The organism is Ideonella sp., from assembly GCF_041918995.1.
In the GTDB taxonomy this organism is placed as follows: domain Bacteria; phylum Pseudomonadota; class Gammaproteobacteria; order Burkholderiales; family Burkholderiaceae_C; genus Ideonella.
On the sequence record NZ_JAYRUN010000027.1, the window covers coordinates 1 to 14665 of the forward strand.

At 70.8% G+C, this 14665-nt stretch carries 10 protein-coding genes; 5 read left to right on the forward strand and 5 right to left on the reverse strand.

Annotated features, from left to right (window positions below; genetic code table 11):
- The 3 genes from ACE3UN_RS18400 to aceE form a co-directional block, all read right to left on the reverse strand.
- On the reverse strand, positions 1 to 315 hold a 315-nt coding region (locus tag ACE3UN_RS18400; RefSeq protein WP_374676449.1), incomplete at its 3' end, for a biotin/lipoyl-containing protein.
- Positions 316 to 331: 16 nt separating this feature from the next.
- Positions 332 to 2038, reverse strand: a complete 1707-nt coding sequence (gene aceF / locus ACE3UN_RS18405; protein WP_374676450.1) for a dihydrolipoyllysine-residue acetyltransferase — start codon at positions 2036 to 2038, stop codon at positions 332 to 334.
- A 34-nt stretch (positions 2039 to 2072) separates the two neighbouring features.
- On the reverse strand, positions 2073 to 4778 hold the full coding sequence (gene aceE / locus ACE3UN_RS18410) for a pyruvate dehydrogenase (acetyl-transferring), homodimeric type (RefSeq protein WP_374676451.1): 2706 nt from the start codon (positions 4776 to 4778) through the stop codon (positions 2073 to 2075).
- A gap of 169 nt (positions 4779 to 4947) precedes the next feature.
- Between aceE and ACE3UN_RS18415 the strand changes: the two genes are divergently transcribed.
- From ACE3UN_RS18415 to ACE3UN_RS18435, 5 genes are all read left to right on the forward strand, one after another.
- The gene (locus ACE3UN_RS18415) at positions 4948 to 7512 is read left to right on the forward strand and encodes a PAS domain S-box protein (protein ID WP_374676452.1); all 2565 of its coding nucleotides are present in this window, start codon (positions 4948 to 4950) and stop codon (positions 7510 to 7512) included.
- 6 nt (positions 7513 to 7518) lie between these two features.
- Positions 7519 to 8142: a response regulator transcription factor gene (locus ACE3UN_RS18420; RefSeq protein WP_374676453.1), complete on the forward strand. Its 624-nt coding sequence runs from the start codon at positions 7519 to 7521 to the stop codon at positions 8140 to 8142.
- Positions 8143 to 8245: 103 nt separating this feature from the next.
- The gene (folD, locus tag ACE3UN_RS18425) at positions 8246 to 9100 is read left to right on the forward strand and encodes a bifunctional methylenetetrahydrofolate dehydrogenase/methenyltetrahydrofolate cyclohydrolase FolD (protein WP_374676454.1); all 855 of its coding nucleotides are present in this window, start codon (positions 8246 to 8248) and stop codon (positions 9098 to 9100) included.
- Between the two features lie 13 nt (positions 9101 to 9113).
- Entirely contained in the window at positions 9114 to 11156 is a 2043-nt protein-coding gene (locus ACE3UN_RS18430) for a M3 family metallopeptidase (protein WP_374676455.1), read from the forward strand.
- A 41-nt stretch (positions 11157 to 11197) separates the two neighbouring features.
- Complete coding sequence (locus tag ACE3UN_RS18435) at positions 11198 to 11845, forward strand: DUF4124 domain-containing protein (protein WP_374676456.1); 648 nt, start codon at positions 11198 to 11200, stop codon at positions 11843 to 11845.
- Positions 11846 to 11885: 40 nt separating this feature from the next.
- On the opposite strand, the gene ACE3UN_RS18440 is transcribed toward ACE3UN_RS18435, so the two are convergent.
- Positions 11886 to 13082: an MFS transporter gene (locus ACE3UN_RS18440; protein ID WP_374676457.1), complete on the reverse strand. Its 1197-nt coding sequence runs from the start codon at positions 13080 to 13082 to the stop codon at positions 11886 to 11888.
- Positions 13079 to 14632: a DNA recombination protein RmuC gene (locus ACE3UN_RS18445; protein WP_374676458.1), complete on the reverse strand. Its 1554-nt coding sequence runs from the start codon at positions 14630 to 14632 to the stop codon at positions 13079 to 13081. The genes ACE3UN_RS18440 and ACE3UN_RS18445 overlap by 4 nt, the downstream gene beginning before the upstream one ends.
- Positions 14633 to 14665: the final 33 nt, after the last annotated feature.

The following is a 14665-nucleotide window of genomic DNA, read 5'->3' on the forward strand; positions in this document are numbered from 1 at the left end:
GGCGGCCGGGGCCGGGGCCGGGGCCGGGGCCGGGGCGGGCGCGGCGGGCGCCGGTGTGCCCTCCCCGGCCGCGTCGCCCGCGGCCTCCATTGCCAGGACGACGCTGCCCTGGCTCACCTTGTCGCCCAGCTTGACCTTCACCTCCTTCACCACGCCCGCGTGGGTGGAGGGGATCTCCATGGAGGCCTTGTCGCTTTCCACGGTGATCAGGCTCTGGTCGACCTTGACCGTGTCACCCGGCTTGACGAGCAGCTCGATGACCGCCACGTCCTTGAAGTCGCCGATGTCCGGCACGCGCACGTCGATGCTTGCCATGCGTGTCAGCCCCCGTTCAGAGCGCGATGCGGCGGAAGTCCGCCAGCAGCGACGCGAAGTACACATTGAACCGAGCGGCCGCGGCGCCGTCGATCACGCGGTGGTCCCAGCTCAGCGACAGCGGCAGGATGAGCCGCGGCACGAACTGCTGGCCGTCCCAGCGCGGCTCGGTGGTGCTGCGGCACACGCCCATGATCGCCACCTCGGGCGCGTTGATGATGGGCGTGAAGTAGCGCCCCCCGATGCCACCCAGAGAGCTGATGCTGAAGCAGCCACCCTGCATGTCGGCCGGCGCGAGCTTGCCGTCGCGCGCCTTCTTGGCCAGCTCGGCCATCTCCTGGCTGATCTGCAGGATGCCCTTCTTGTCCGCGTCCTTGATGACGGGCACGACCAGACCGTTGGGCGTGTCCGCGGCGAAGCCGATGTGGAAGTAGTTCTTCAGCACCAGCTGGGCACTGTCGCCCTGGCCGTCGAGGCTGGCATTGAACTCGGGGAACTTCTTCAGCGCCGCCACGGCGGCCTTGATCATGAAGGCCAGCATCGTCACCTTGACACCGGACTTCTCGTTCTCCTTGTTCAGCTGGACGCGGAAGGCCTCCAGCTCGGTGATGTCGGCATCGTCGTGGTTGGTGACGTGCGGGATCACCACCCAGTTGCGGTGCAGGTTCGCGCCGCTGATCTTCTTGATGCGGCTGAGGTCCTTGCGCTCCACCGGCCCGAACTTGGCGAAATCCACCTGCGGCCAGGGCAACAGGCCCGGCAGGCTGCCGCCGGCGGCGGCGGGCGCGGCGGCCGGGGCCTTGGCCTTCTGTGCCGAGGTCTGCTGGTCGCCGGCCATCACCTGCTTGACGAAGGCCTGCACGTCCTCCTGGGTGATGCGGCCCTTGGGACCCGTGCCGCGCACGTCCGCCAGCGGCACCCCCAGCTCGCGCGCGAAGCGCCGCACCGACGGGGAGGCGTGGGGCAACTGGCCCTGCGGCGCCGTGGGCTCGTGCGCCGGCAGCGCCGCGGTGGGCGCCGTGCGCTCCACCGGCGGGCTGGTGAGCGTACCGGGGGCGTGGCCGGTCGCGGTGACGGTCTGCGGCGCCGGCGCGCTCGGGGCCGGCGCGGCGGCGCCCGGCGCAGCCGCGGCCTCGACCACGGCGATCACCGTGCCCTGGTTCACCTTGTCGCCCAGCGCCACCTTCAGCTCGCGCAGCACGCCCGAGTGCGACGACGGGATCTCCATCGAGGCCTTGTCGCTTTCCACGGTGATCAGGCTCTGCTCGGCCTTCACCGTGTCGCCGGGCTTGACCAGCAGCTCGATGACGGCGACGTCCTTGAAGTCGCCGATATCGGGCACGCGCACCTCGACGGGCCCCCCGCCGCCCGCGGGCGCCGGTGCCGCGCTGGGTGCGGGTGAGGGTGCGGGTGCGGGTGCGGGTGCGGGTGCAGGTACAGGTGCCGCCGCCGCCGAAGCGGCCGGCGCGGAGGCTGCCGCCGCATCCGAGGCTTCCAGCATCAGCAGCACCGAGCCCTCGCTGACCTTGTCGCCCAGCGCCACCTTCAGTTCCTTGACCACCCCGCCGTGTGTCGACGGGATCTCCATCGAGGCCTTGTCGCTCTCCACCGTGACCAGGCTCTGCTCCGGCCGCACCGTGTCGCCCGGCTGCACCAGCAGCTCGATGACGGCCACGTCCTTGAAGTCGCCGATGTCCGGGACCTTGACTTCCACCCATGCCATGCGTTGAGTCTCCTCGTCCGCCGATGTGCCGCGCTCAGGCGTACAGCGGGTTGATCTTGTCGGCGTTGATGCCGTACTTCGCGATCGCCTCGGCCACGCGGGCGGCCGGCACGCTGCCCTCGTCCGCCAGGGCGCGCAGCGCCGCCACCACGATGTAGTGGCGGTTGATCTCGAAGTGCTCGCGCAGCTTCGAGCGGAAGTCGCTGCGGCCGAAGCCGTCCGTGCCCAGCACCTTGTAGCTGCGGCCGCGCGGGATGAAGGCGCGGATCTGCTCCGCGTAGTTCTTCATGTAGTCGGTGGATGCCACCACCGGGCCGGCGTGGGCACCGAGCTGGCGGGTGACGAAGGGCACGCGGGCTTCCTCCGTCGGGTGCAGCAGGTTCCAGCGCTCGCAGTCCTGGCCATCGCGGGCCAGCTCGTTGAAGCTCGGGCAGCTCCACACGTTGGCCGCCACGCCCCAGTCGTCCTCCAGCAGCTTGCGGGCCGCGATCGACTCGCGCAGGATGGAGCCGCTGCCCAGCAGGTTGACGCGCGGCGTCTTCTTCGCCCCCTCCTCCAGGAGGTACATGCCGCGGATGATCTCGTCCTCCGTGCCGGCCTTCAGGCCGGGCATGGGGTAGTTCTCGTTGAGCAGCGTGAGGTAGTAGAAGACGTTCTCCTGCTTCTCGACCATGCGCTTGAGGCCATGGTGCATGATCACCGCCACCTCGTGCGCGAAGCTCGGGTCGTAGCTCACGCAGTTCGGGATGGTGCCCGCCAGGATGTGGCTGTGGCCGTCCTCGTGCTGCAGGCCCTCGCCGTTCAGCGTGGTGCGGCCGGAAGTGCCGCCCAGCAGGAACCCGCGCGCCTGCATGTCGCCCGCGGCCCAGGCCAGGTCGCCGATGCGCTGGAAGCCGAACATCGAGTAGTACACGTAGAAGGGGATCATCACGCGGTTGTTCGTCGAGTACGACGTCGCCGCGGCGATCCACGAGCTCATGCCGCCCGCCTCGTTGATGCCCTCCTGCAGGATCTGGCCGGCCACGTCCTCCTTGTAGTAGGAGACCTGGTCGCGGTCCTGCGGGGTGTACTTCTGCCCTTCCGGGTTGTAGATGCCGATCTGGCGGAACAGGCCTTCCATGCCGAAGGTGCGCGCCTCGTCCACCAGGATGGGCACCACGCGCGGCCCGAGCTGCTTGTCGCGCAGCAGCGCGGTCAGGAAGCGCACGTAGGCCTGGGTGGTGGAGATCTCGCGGCCCTCGGGCGTGGGATCGAGCACCGCCTGGAAAGCGGACAGCCCCGGCACCGGCAGGCTCTCGTCCGCCTTCACGCGGCGCTGGGGCAGGTAGCCGCCCAGCGCGCGGCGCCGCTCGTGCAGGTAGCGCATCTCGGGCGTGTCCTCGGCCGGCTTGTAGAACGGCAGCTGGGGCAGCTCGCTGTCGGGGATGGGGATGTTGAAGCGGTCGCGGAAGGCCTTGATGTCCTCGTCGGTGAGCTTCTTGGCCTGGTGGGCGGTGTTCTTGCCCTCGCCGGCCTTGCCCATGCCGAAGCCCTTCACCGTCTTGACCAGCAGCACGGTGGGCTGGCCGACGGTGTTCACCGCCTTGTGGTAGGCCGCGTACACCTTCTGCGGGTCGTGGCCGCCCCGGTTCAGGCGCCAGATGTCGTCGTCGCTCATCTTGGCCACCATCTCCAGCAGCTTGGGATGCCGGCCGAAGAAGTTCTTGCGCACGAACGCGCCGTCGTTGGCCTTCATGGCCTGGTAGTCGCCGTCCAGCGTCTCCATCATCACCTTCTTCAGCAGGCCGTCCTTGTCACGGGCCAGCAGCGGGTCCCAGTAGGAGCCCCAGATCAGCTTGATGACGTTCCAGCCGGCGCCCCGGAACTCGCCCTCGAGCTCCTGGATGATCTTGCCGTTGCCGCGCACCGGGCCGTCCAGGCGCTGCAGGTTGCAGTTGACGATGAAGATCAGGTTGTCGAGCTTCTCGCGCGCGGCCAGGCCGATGGCGCCCAGGCTCTCGGGCTCGTCCATCTCGCCGTCCCCGCAGAACACCCACACCTTGCGCTTGGAGGTGTCGGCGATGCCGCGGGCGTGCAGGTACTTCAGGAAGCGCGCCTGGTAGATCGCCATCAGCGGGCCGAGGCCCATGCTCACCGTGGGGAACTGCCAGAACTCGGGCATCAGCTTGGGATGCGGGTAGCTCGACAGGCCCTTGCCGTCCACCTCCTGGCGGAAGTTGAGCAGCTGCCCCTCGGTGATGCGCCCTTCCAAGAAGGCGCGCGCGTAGATGCCGGGCGCCGAGTGGCCCTGGATGTACAGCAGGTCGCCGCCGCGGTCGGCGGTGTCCGCATGCCAGAAGTGGTTGAAGCCGGCGCCGAACATGGTGGCCACCGAGGCAAAGGAGGAGATGTGCCCGCCCAGGTCGCCGCCGTCCTCGGGGTGCAGGCGGTTGGCCTTGACCACCATGGCCATGGCGTTCCAGCGCATGTAGGCGCGCAGGCGCTCCTCGATCTCCACGTTGCCCATGGTGTGGGCCTCGTCCTCCGGCTCGATGGTGTTCACGTAGCCGGTGGTGGCGGAGAACGGCAGGTCGATGCCGTGCTGGCGCGCGTGTTCGAGCAGTTGCTCCAGGAGGAAGTGGCCGCGTTCGCGCCCTTCCGTGTCGATGACGGCCGACAGCGCGTCGAGCCATTCGCGGGTCTCCTGGGCGTCCGCATCGTTGGCGGCAGCGCCCAGGAACTGTTCGGGCAGGGCGGACATGGTCTTGTCTCCTCTTGAACCAAGGTCGCGGGCGAGTGTCGCACACGTGCCGCGCATTTTCAAATGATGGCTCTACGTTTCACATTACGGCAAACACGTAGGGCGGTGAGGCGGCCGGCGCGCGGGCGAGGTGCTCGCCGCGCCCCACCCGGCACGGATAATCGCGCCGATGGCCCTGGCACGTGAACCGCTGAAAACCTCCACCACACGCCTGCAAAGGTGGATCGGCCGCTGGTGGCGCCAGCAGTCCCCTGCGCGGCAGGACCGCTACGCCACCATCGGCCCGCTGGTCTCGGTGCTGCTGTTCCTGGCGGCCATCACCGCGGCCTTCTGGTACCTGCGCAGCGAGGAGATCGACCGCGCCACCGACGCCCTGCGCCGCGACACCGAGATCGCCCAGCAGCAGATCCGCCTGCACCTCATCGAGAACCAGGAGCAGCTGGTGCGCATGGCGCGCGAGGTGGTCACCCGGGACATCGACGCAGCGGAGTTCCTGGTGCAGGCCGGCGCCTTCCAGCGCGAGCGGCCGGAGGTGCGCCACTTCACCTGGGTGAACGCGCAGCGCCGCGTGCGCGCCAGCCAGGCGGTGCTCAGCTACCACCGCGACGACCCCACCGCCTCGCCCGTGGCCGACCCCTCCCTGCCGGCGGAGGGCCGGCGCAGCGAGGCGGAGGAGGCCTTCCTCGCCGCGCGCGAGACGCGCCAGCCGGTCTATTCGCGGCCCTTCACCGACGCCAGCGGCCAATGGGTGTTCCAGGTGCAGGTGCCGCTGATCGACCGCAGCAGCTTCGCCGGCACCCTGATCGTCGAGTACTCGGTCGAGGCGCTGATGCGCTTCTTCGTGCCCACCGAGGTCACGCGCCGCCACCGCGTCACCGTGCTGGGGCCGGACAACCGCGTGCTGGTGAGCACGGTGTCGTCCATGCCGGGCCAGCACAACACGCGCGCGCCGTCGCTGCAGTACGACCTGCCGCTGGCCCCCACGGCCAACGGCATCACCCTGCGCGGCCAGGGCTACCGCACCTCCATCGGCCTGATCGGCAACACGCTGTTCTGGATGGTGGTGGCCCTGTCGGTGCTCACGGTGTGGATGCTGCTGGGCACCTGGCGCCACATGCGGCGCCGCTCGCAGATCCAGAATGCCCTGGTCCAGGAGACGAACTTCCGGCGCGCCATGGAGAACTCCATGCTCACCGGCATGCGGGCCATGGACAAGGACGGCCGCGTCACCTACGTGAACCCGGCCTTCTGCGCCATGACGGGCTTCTCCGAGGCGGACCTCATCGGCCTGTACCCGCCCTTCCCCTACTGGCCGCCGGACCGGATCGAGGAGAACACCCGGCTGCTGCAGCAGGAGCTGCAGGGGCGCAGCCCGGTGGGTGGCATCGAGGTCAAGGTGATGCGCAAGGACGGCTCGATCTTCGATGCGCGCATGTACGTCTCGCCGCTGATCGACCCCAAGGGCCAGCAGACCGGCTGGATGACGTCCATCACCAACATCACCGAGGCCAAGCGCATCCGCGACCAGCTCTCGGCCTCGCACGAGCGCTTCACCACCGTGCTGGAGGGCCTGGACGCCGCGGTGTCGGTGCTGTCGGTGCAGCACAGCGAGCTGCTGTTCTCCAACCGCTCCTACCGCCTGTGGTTCGGCGCCGATGCACGCGGCCACGCGCTGCTGGCCAACAGCTCGGCCGGCGTGCCCTACGTGCCCGAGCCGGACGAGGAGGTGGACGGGCTGTCCGGCCTGCCCACCCAGCCGCTCACCGAGACGGGCGCCCAGCCGCGCGAGGTGTACGTCGAATCGCTGCAGATGTGGTTCGACGTGCGGGCGCGCTACCTGCAATGGACCGATGGCCGCCTGGCGCAGATGCTGATCGCCACCGACATCACGGCCCGCCGCCGGGTGGAGGAACAGGTGCAGCAGCAGGCCGAGCGCGCCCAGATGACCAGCCGCCTGGTCACCATGGGCGAGATGGCGTCGTCCGTCGCGCATGAGCTGAACCAGCCCCTGACGGCCATCAACAACTACTGCAACGGCATGGTCAGCCGCGTGCGCGCCGGCAGCATCAGCACGGACGACCTCATCGCCGCGCTGCAGAAGACCGGCCGCCAGGCCGAGCGGGCCGGCCAGATCATCCACCGCATCCGTCAGTTCGTGAAACGCAGCGAGCCGCAGCGCCAGCCGGCGCATGCGCGCGACATCGTCGAGGACGCGGTGGAGCTGGCCGGCATCGAGCTGCGCCGGCGCAAGGTCACCATCCATACCTACGTGGCCCAGCGGCTGCCGATGCTGCACGTGGACCCGATCCTCATCGAGCAGGTGCTGCTGAACCTGCTGAAGAACGCCGCCGAGGCGATCGACAACGCCCGCATGCCCACCTCGCGCCGGCACATCGAGCTGCGGGTCATCCCGCGCCACACGGCCGAGGAAGGCGGCGTGATCGAGTTCAGCGTGAGCGACATGGGGCCCGGCATGAAGGAGGAGGTGCTGGCCCGCCTGTACGAGGCCTTCTTCTCCACCAAGGCCGAAGGCATGGGCATCGGCCTGTCGCTGTGCCGCTCCATCATCGAGTCGCACCGCGGCCGGATACGTGCACAGAACCTCTACAATGGCGAGTCGGTCTCGGGGTGCCGGTTCGCCTTCACCCTGCCGGTCGATCTGTCTGCCCGCGCGGAGAGCCCGCCGGTACCTGATGTGCCGGACGTGGCCGCCGCCTCGAACCCGAACGCCTGACGCCTCATGAGCCTGATTCCGAAGAAGGGTACCGTCTATGTCGTGGACGACGACGAGGCGGTGCGCGATTCCCTGCAATGGCTGCTCGAGGGCAAGGACTACCGGGTCAAGTGCTTCGACTCGGCCGAATCGTTCCTCTCCCGCTTCGACCCGCGCGAGGTGGCCTGCCTGATCGCCGACATCCGCATGGACGGCATGAGCGGCCTGGAGCTGCAGGACCGCCTCCTGGAGCGCAAGAGCCCGCTGCCCATCGTCTTCATCACCGGCCATGGCGACGTGCCCATGGCCGTCACCACGATGAAGAAGGGCGCGATGGACTTCATCGAGAAGCCCTTCAAGGAAGACGAGCTGGTGGCCCTGGTCGAGCGCATGCTCGAGCAGGCGCGCACCGCCTTCAGCCACTACCAGGAACAGGCCAGCCGCGACGCCCTGCTGTCGCGTCTGACGACCCGCGAGGCCCAGGTGCTCGAGCGCATCGTGGCCGGCCGGCTGAACAAGCAGATCGCCGATGACCTGGGCATCTCCATCAAGACGGTGGAGGCGCACCGCGCCAACATCATGGAAAAGCTCAACGCCAACACCGTGGCCGACCTGCTCAAGATCGCCCTCGGCGCCACGCACAAGGCCTGACGGAGCCGGCACTTCATCACCCGTCCTCACCCTTCGTACTGAATCCGCACTGACGGGGCCTTCATGGCCCCGTTCGCACTTCTCGAGCCAAGGAGACCCACCCATGCCCGCCCAACTCATCGATGGCAACGCGCTGTCACGCCAGCTCCGTGCCGAGGTGGCCGAGCGCGCCGCCGCCCTCACCGCGCGTGGCGTGCGGCCCGGCCTGGCGGTGGTGCTCGTCGGCGACAACCCCGCGAGCGCCGTCTACGTGCGCAACAAGGTGAAGGCCTGCGCCGACAGCGGCCTGCACTCGGTGCTGGAGAAGTACGAGGCCACGCTCACCGAGGCCGAGCTGCTGGCGCGCATCGAGGCGCTGAACGAGGACCCTGCCATCCACGGCATCCTGGTCCAGCTGCCGCTGCCGGCCCATATCGACGCCCACAAGGTGATCGAGGCCATCTCGCCGGACAAGGACGTGGACGGCTTCCATGTCGCTTCCGCCGGCGCCCTGATGGTCGGCCAGCCGGGGTTCCGCCCCTGCACGCCGTACGGCTGCATGAAAATGCTCGACTCCATCGGCGTCAGCCCCCAGGGCAAGCATGCCGTGGTGATCGGCCGCTCCAACATCGTCGGCAAGCCCATGGCCATGCTGCTGCTGGCGGCCAACGCCACGGTCACCGTCTGCCACAGCGCCACGCCCGACCTGGCCCACCACACCCGCCAGGCGGACATCGTGGTGGCCGCCGTGGGCAAGCGCAACGTGCTCACCGCCGACATGGTCAAGCCCGGCGCCGTCGTGATCGACGTGGGCATGAACCGTGACGACGCCGGCAAGCTCTGCGGCGACGTCGATTTCGCCGGCGTCTCCGAGGTGGCCGGCTGGATCACCCCCGTGCCCGGCGGGGTCGGCCCCATGACGATCACCATGCTGCTGGTCAACACGATCGAAGCCGCGGAACGCGCGGCCGGAATCTGAATCCACCCCACCCATGAGCACCGCACACGACACCACCAACCCCCTGCTCGCCGGCCCCGGCGTGATCGACTACCGGGCGATCCGCCCCGAGCACGTCACCCCGGCGCTGGACACCCTGCTGGCCGAGGCCAACGCCGCCTTGGAACGCGCCGTCGGGCCGGAGGTGCCGGCCGATTTCGACGCGCTGTCCGCCGTGCTGGGCGTGGCCACCGAGCGGCTGGGCCGGGCCTGGGGTGCGGTGAACCACCTCAACCATGTGGCCGACACGCCCGAGCTGCGCGCCGCGCACGCCGAGAACCTGCCGCGCGTGACCGAGTACTACACGCGCCAGGGCAGCGACGAGCGCCTGTACGCCAAGTACCGTGCCGTGGCCGAGAGCCCCGCTGCCGCCTCGCTGAGCGCACCGCGGCGCCAGGCCCTGGCCCATTGGCTGCGTGATTTCAAGCTCGGCGGCGCCGATCTCCAGGGCGCGGCCAAGCAGCGTTTCGCCGCCCTGCAGGACCGCATGGCCGAGCTGTCGCAGGCTTACTCGAACCATGTGCTGGACGCGACGGACGCCTTCGCCTACTACGCCACCCCCGACGAGCTGGCGGGCGTGCCGGCCGACGTGGTGCAGGGCATGCGCGATGCCGCCGCGGCCGAGGGGCGCGAGGGCCACAAGATCACGCTGCACTTCCCGAGCTACTTCCCGGTGCTGCAGTACGGGCGCGACCGCGCCCTGCGCGAAAAGCTCTACACCGCCTATGTCACGCGGGCCAGCGAGCTGGGCCCGGCCGAGCAGGACAACGGCCCCCTGATGGCGGAGCTGCTCACCCTGCGCCAGGAAGAAGCCGCCCTGCTGGGCTACGCCAACTACGCCGAGGTGTCGCTGGCCGCCAAGATGGCCCGCACGCCGGCCGAGGTGATGGCCTTCCTGCGCGACCTGGCCGCCAAGGCACGTCCCAGCGCCGAGCGCGACCTGGCGGAGCTGCGCGAGTTCGCCGCCCGCGAGCTGGGCCTGGCCGAGCTGCAGGCCTGGGACATCCCCTTCGCGAGCGAGCGCCTGAAGGAAGCGCGCTACGCCTTCAGCGACCAGGAGGTGAAGGCGTATTTCCCGCTGCCCAAGGTGCTGCAGGGTCTGTTCCGCATCATCGAGACGCTGTTCGAGGTGGGCATCCGCCCGGCCGAGGCGGCGCGCTGGCACGAGTCGGTGCAGTTCTTCCGCATCGAGCGCGAGGGCACGCTGGTGGGCGAGTTCTTCCTCGACCCCTATGCGCGCCCCGGCAAGCGGCCGGGCGCCTGGATGGACAACGCGCGCGACCGCTGGCGCCGGCCCGACGGCGGCGCCCTGCAGACGCCGGTGGCGCACCTGGTGTGCAACTTCGCCGCGCCGGTGGGCGAGCGCCCCGCGCTGCTGACGCACGACGATGTCATCACCCTGTTCCACGAGTTCGGCCACGGGCTGCACCACCTGCTGACCCAGGTGGACGACCTGGGCGTGTCCGGCATCTCCGGCGTGGAATGGGACGCGGTCGAGCTGCCCAGCCAGTTCATGGAGAACTTCTGCTGGGAGTGGGACGTGGTGCGCCACATGACGGCCCATGTGGACAGCGGCGATCCCCTGCCGCGTGCGCTGTTCGACAAGATGCTGGCGGCCAAGAACTTCCAGAGCGGCATGCAGACGCTGCGCCAGGTGGAGTTCGGCCTGTTCGACATGCGCCTGCACACCGAGGCCGATGCGCCGCAGCGCGTGGGCGCCATCGTGGACGAGGTGCGCCGGGAGGTCGCGGTGTTGCATCCGCCCGCCTTCGCCCGCACCGCGAACACCTTCTCGCACATCTTCGCGGGCGGGTACTCGGCCGGCTACTACAGCTACAAGTGGGCCGAGGTGCTGTCCGCGGACGCCTTCAGCGCCTTCGAGGAGGCAGGCGTGTTGCACCCGGAAACGGGCCGTCGCTACCGCCGTGAGATCCTCGAGGTCGGCGGCAGCCGCCCGGCGATCGAGAGCTTCCAGGCCTTCCGCGGGCGCGAGCCCCACATCGACGCGCTGCTGCGCCACCAGGGCATGGCGGCCTGACCGCCCTGCCCTGCTCCGCACCCGAACCGACCTGAGCCGCCATGACCCGCTGCGCACCCTCGCCCCGCCACCTCGGCATCGCCCTGCTGCTGGCCGCCACCAGCCTGCCCGCCCTCGCCATCTACAAGGTGATCGGCCCGGACGGCAAGGTGACCTACACCGACACGCCGCCGGCGGACGCGGCACAGGTCCGGCCGGTGGGCGGCGCCGTGGCGGCGGTGGCCGGTACGCCGGACACGTCGATGCTGCCCAGCGAGCTGCGCCAGGTGGCCAGTCGCTACCCCGTCACGCTGCACACCACGAGCGACTGCGCGCCCTGCGACACCGCCCGGCAGATGCTGCGCCAGCGCGGCGTGCCCTTTGCCGAGCGCAGCTATGGCAAGAGCGGCGCGGACCAGGCGGCGCTCAAGGCGGCCACCGGCGGCGGCACGATGCTGCCGTCGCTCACGGTGGGCCGGCAGGCGGTCAAGGACGGCTACAACGCCGCCAGCTGGAACAGCTACCTCGACGCGGCCGGCTACCCCACCGAATCCCGCCTGCCGAGCAGCTACCGGCCACCCGCCCCCGTGCCGGCCGTCGCACCGTCCGAGGCGTCCGCGCCGGCGGCCGCGGCGCCTGCCGCACCGGCCCCCACGCCAGCGCCCGCACCGGCCGCCCGGCCGGCCAGCGGCCCCAACATCCGCTTCTGACACCCCAGCCGCCCACTCGGCGGCTCACCGCCCCGGCCACTCAAGCCTGCGCCGGCACCCGGATGTGGCGTGCGGCCGCCTGGGCCACGAGCACGATGCCGGCCATCAGCCACAGCGGCGCCGCGGGTCCGGCCAGGGCGGCCAGGGCACCGAAGCCCACCGGCATGACGATGGTCGCGCCATTGGTGGCCAGCATGCGCAGGCCCAGGGCCTGGCCGTGGCGGTCCGCCGGCGTCACCTGGTGCAGCATGGCCAGGATCATGGGCTGCACCGAGCCCAGTGCCAGCCCCAGCAGCGCCGAGCCGAGCACCATGCCGGGCACGCCGGGCAGCCAGTAGTAGACGGCGCAGACGCCGGTGGCCAGCGACATCGCCCACCGCAGCGCGCGGCGTTCGTCGAGGTGGTCGGCCCAGCGCGAGATGCCCAGCCGCACCAGGGTGGCCGCCACGGCAAAGGCGCCGAGGATGAGCCCGATGGCGGAGGCGCTGTAGCCGCGGCCATGGCCCAGCACCGGCACCACGAAGCTGTGGGCGTCCCAGCAGGCCGAGAGCGACAGGTTCACCAGCAGCAGTGCACGCAGCGGCGCACGGCGCAGCAGGCCCCAGGCGGTGCGCGGCCGCCCCTGGCTGTCCTCCTCCGCATGCCAGCCCACCGGCACGGCCCGCGGCACCCGCCGGCCCAGGCCCCAGGCCAGCAGCGGCAGGGCCAGCGCAAACACGAAGCCGGAGCGGAAGCCCACGTGGTCGATGAGCAGGCCCACGACCACCGGCGCCAGCGCGTTCGACAGCGCCGGCCCCAGCGCCACCCAGCTGAACACGCGCTTCAGGTCGCGCGGCTCGCGCGCCATCAGCCCGGCTTCGCGCTGGATCCCCACGGCCGCCACCGCCACCGCGCCGCCGGTGGCCAGCGCCGCGAAGGCCAGCACGGCCACGTGCTGCGACACCACCGCCGCCGCCGCGCCCGACGCGCCGAGCGCCACGCCCACCGCCAGCGGGCGGTGCAGGCCGTGGCGGTCCGCCAGCCGGCCGGCCCAGAGCGACAGGCCGATGGGCGCCACCGCGAACAACGCCAGCAGCACGCCCACCGTCCACTCCGGGTAGCCCCGGTCCAGCACCAGCAGGCTGGCCGTCACCCGCGTGGCGGCCATGCAGGCGTGCACGCACACCAGGGCGCCGATGATCGCCGGCAGGGCCCCGCGGGTGGTGGATTCGTCCGGACGGGCCGGCGCGCCGCTCAAGCCCCGTCCTCGGCCGTGTCGTCGGCCAGGTTGCCCAGCAGGAGCTGCGCGCGCTCGTCGGGCAGGCTTTCCACCGTCTTCAGTCGCCGCGCCATGGCCCGTGTGCGTACTTCGGCGTCATCGATGGTCTTGCTCGCCTCGTCCAGCTTCTTGCGGGTCTTGGCCAGCACGTCGCCGAACTTGCCGAACTCCACCTTGACGGCCCCCAGCACCTCCCAGACCTCGGCGCTGCGCTTGGCCAGCGCCTGGGAGCGGAAGCCCATCTGCACCGTGCTCAGCATGGCCAGCAGCGTGGTCGGGCCGGCCAGCACCACGCGGTGGTCGCGCTGCAGGCTCTCCACCAGGCCGGGGCGGCGCAGCGCCTCGGCGTACAGGCCTTCGGTGGGCAGGAACAGGATGCCGAAGTCGGTGGTGTGCGGCGTGGCGATGTACTTCTCGCGGATCGTCTTCGCCTCCAGCTTCAGCCGGGTCTCGATGGCCTTGGCCGCGGCCTCCGCCGCGGCCATGTCGGCCGCATCGTGCGCGGCCAGCAGGCGCTCGTAGTCCTCGCGCGGGAACTTCGCGTCGATGGGCAGCCACAGCGGCGCGCCGCCCTCGCGCTGGCCGGGGTAGCGCACGGCGAACTCCACGCGCGCCCCCGTGCCGGGCACGGTCTCCACGTTGGCGGCGTACTGGTCCGGTGCCAGCACCTGGTCCAGCAGCGCACCCAGCTGCACCTCGCCGAACACGCCGCGGGTCTTCACGTTGGTGAGCACCCGGTTGAGCGAGCCCACGTCGCGCGCCAGGTTGCGCATGTCCCCCAGGCCCTGGTGCACCTGGTCGAGCCGGTCGGCCACCTGCTTGAAGCTCTCGCCCAGGCGCTGCTCGAGCGTGGCGTGCAGCTTCTCGTCCACCGTGGCGCGCATCTGCTCCAGCTTCTTCTCGTTGCCGTCCTGCAGCGCGGCCAGGCGCTGCTCCACGGCCTGGCGCACCTCGGCCAGGCGGCGCTCGTTGGCCTCGGTCAGCGCGGCCAGCTGCTCGCGCTGGCTGTCGGCGAAGCGCTTGAGCGCGATGTCCTGCGCCTCGCGGCTGGCGGCCTGGGCGCTGCCCTGGGCAGATGCGTGGCGCTGCAGGCCCTCCGCCAGCGCCTGGCTGCTGGTCTGCAGGGCCTGCGCCACCTGCTGCTGCAGGGCAGCCAAGGACTGCACCACCTGCTGCTGCGTGGTGGCCAGCTGCACCCGGAAGCCGTCGATCTGCTCGTTCTGGGTGCGCGCGACGTCGCCGGACTGGGCGGTGAGCGCCTGCTGGAACTGGCTGAGCACCTGGCCCAGCTCGGCGCGCGTGGTGCTGGCGCTCGTGGCCACGTCCTGCCGCAGCTCGCGGCCCAGGCGCTCGGCATCGTCGCGCTGCTGCCGGGCCACCTCGTCCACCCGCGGCGGCAGGGCCACCAGCGGCGCCAGCAGCGTGCCGAGGCTGGCCGCCGGGTCGGGCGGCCGGCGCAGGACCAGGACGATCAGGACAATGAGGTGGAGGACGAGGAGCGCGAGGATCAGCCAGTCGCCAAGGGTCATGCTGCGATTGTCGCAGCCACCCCGGCGCCCGGC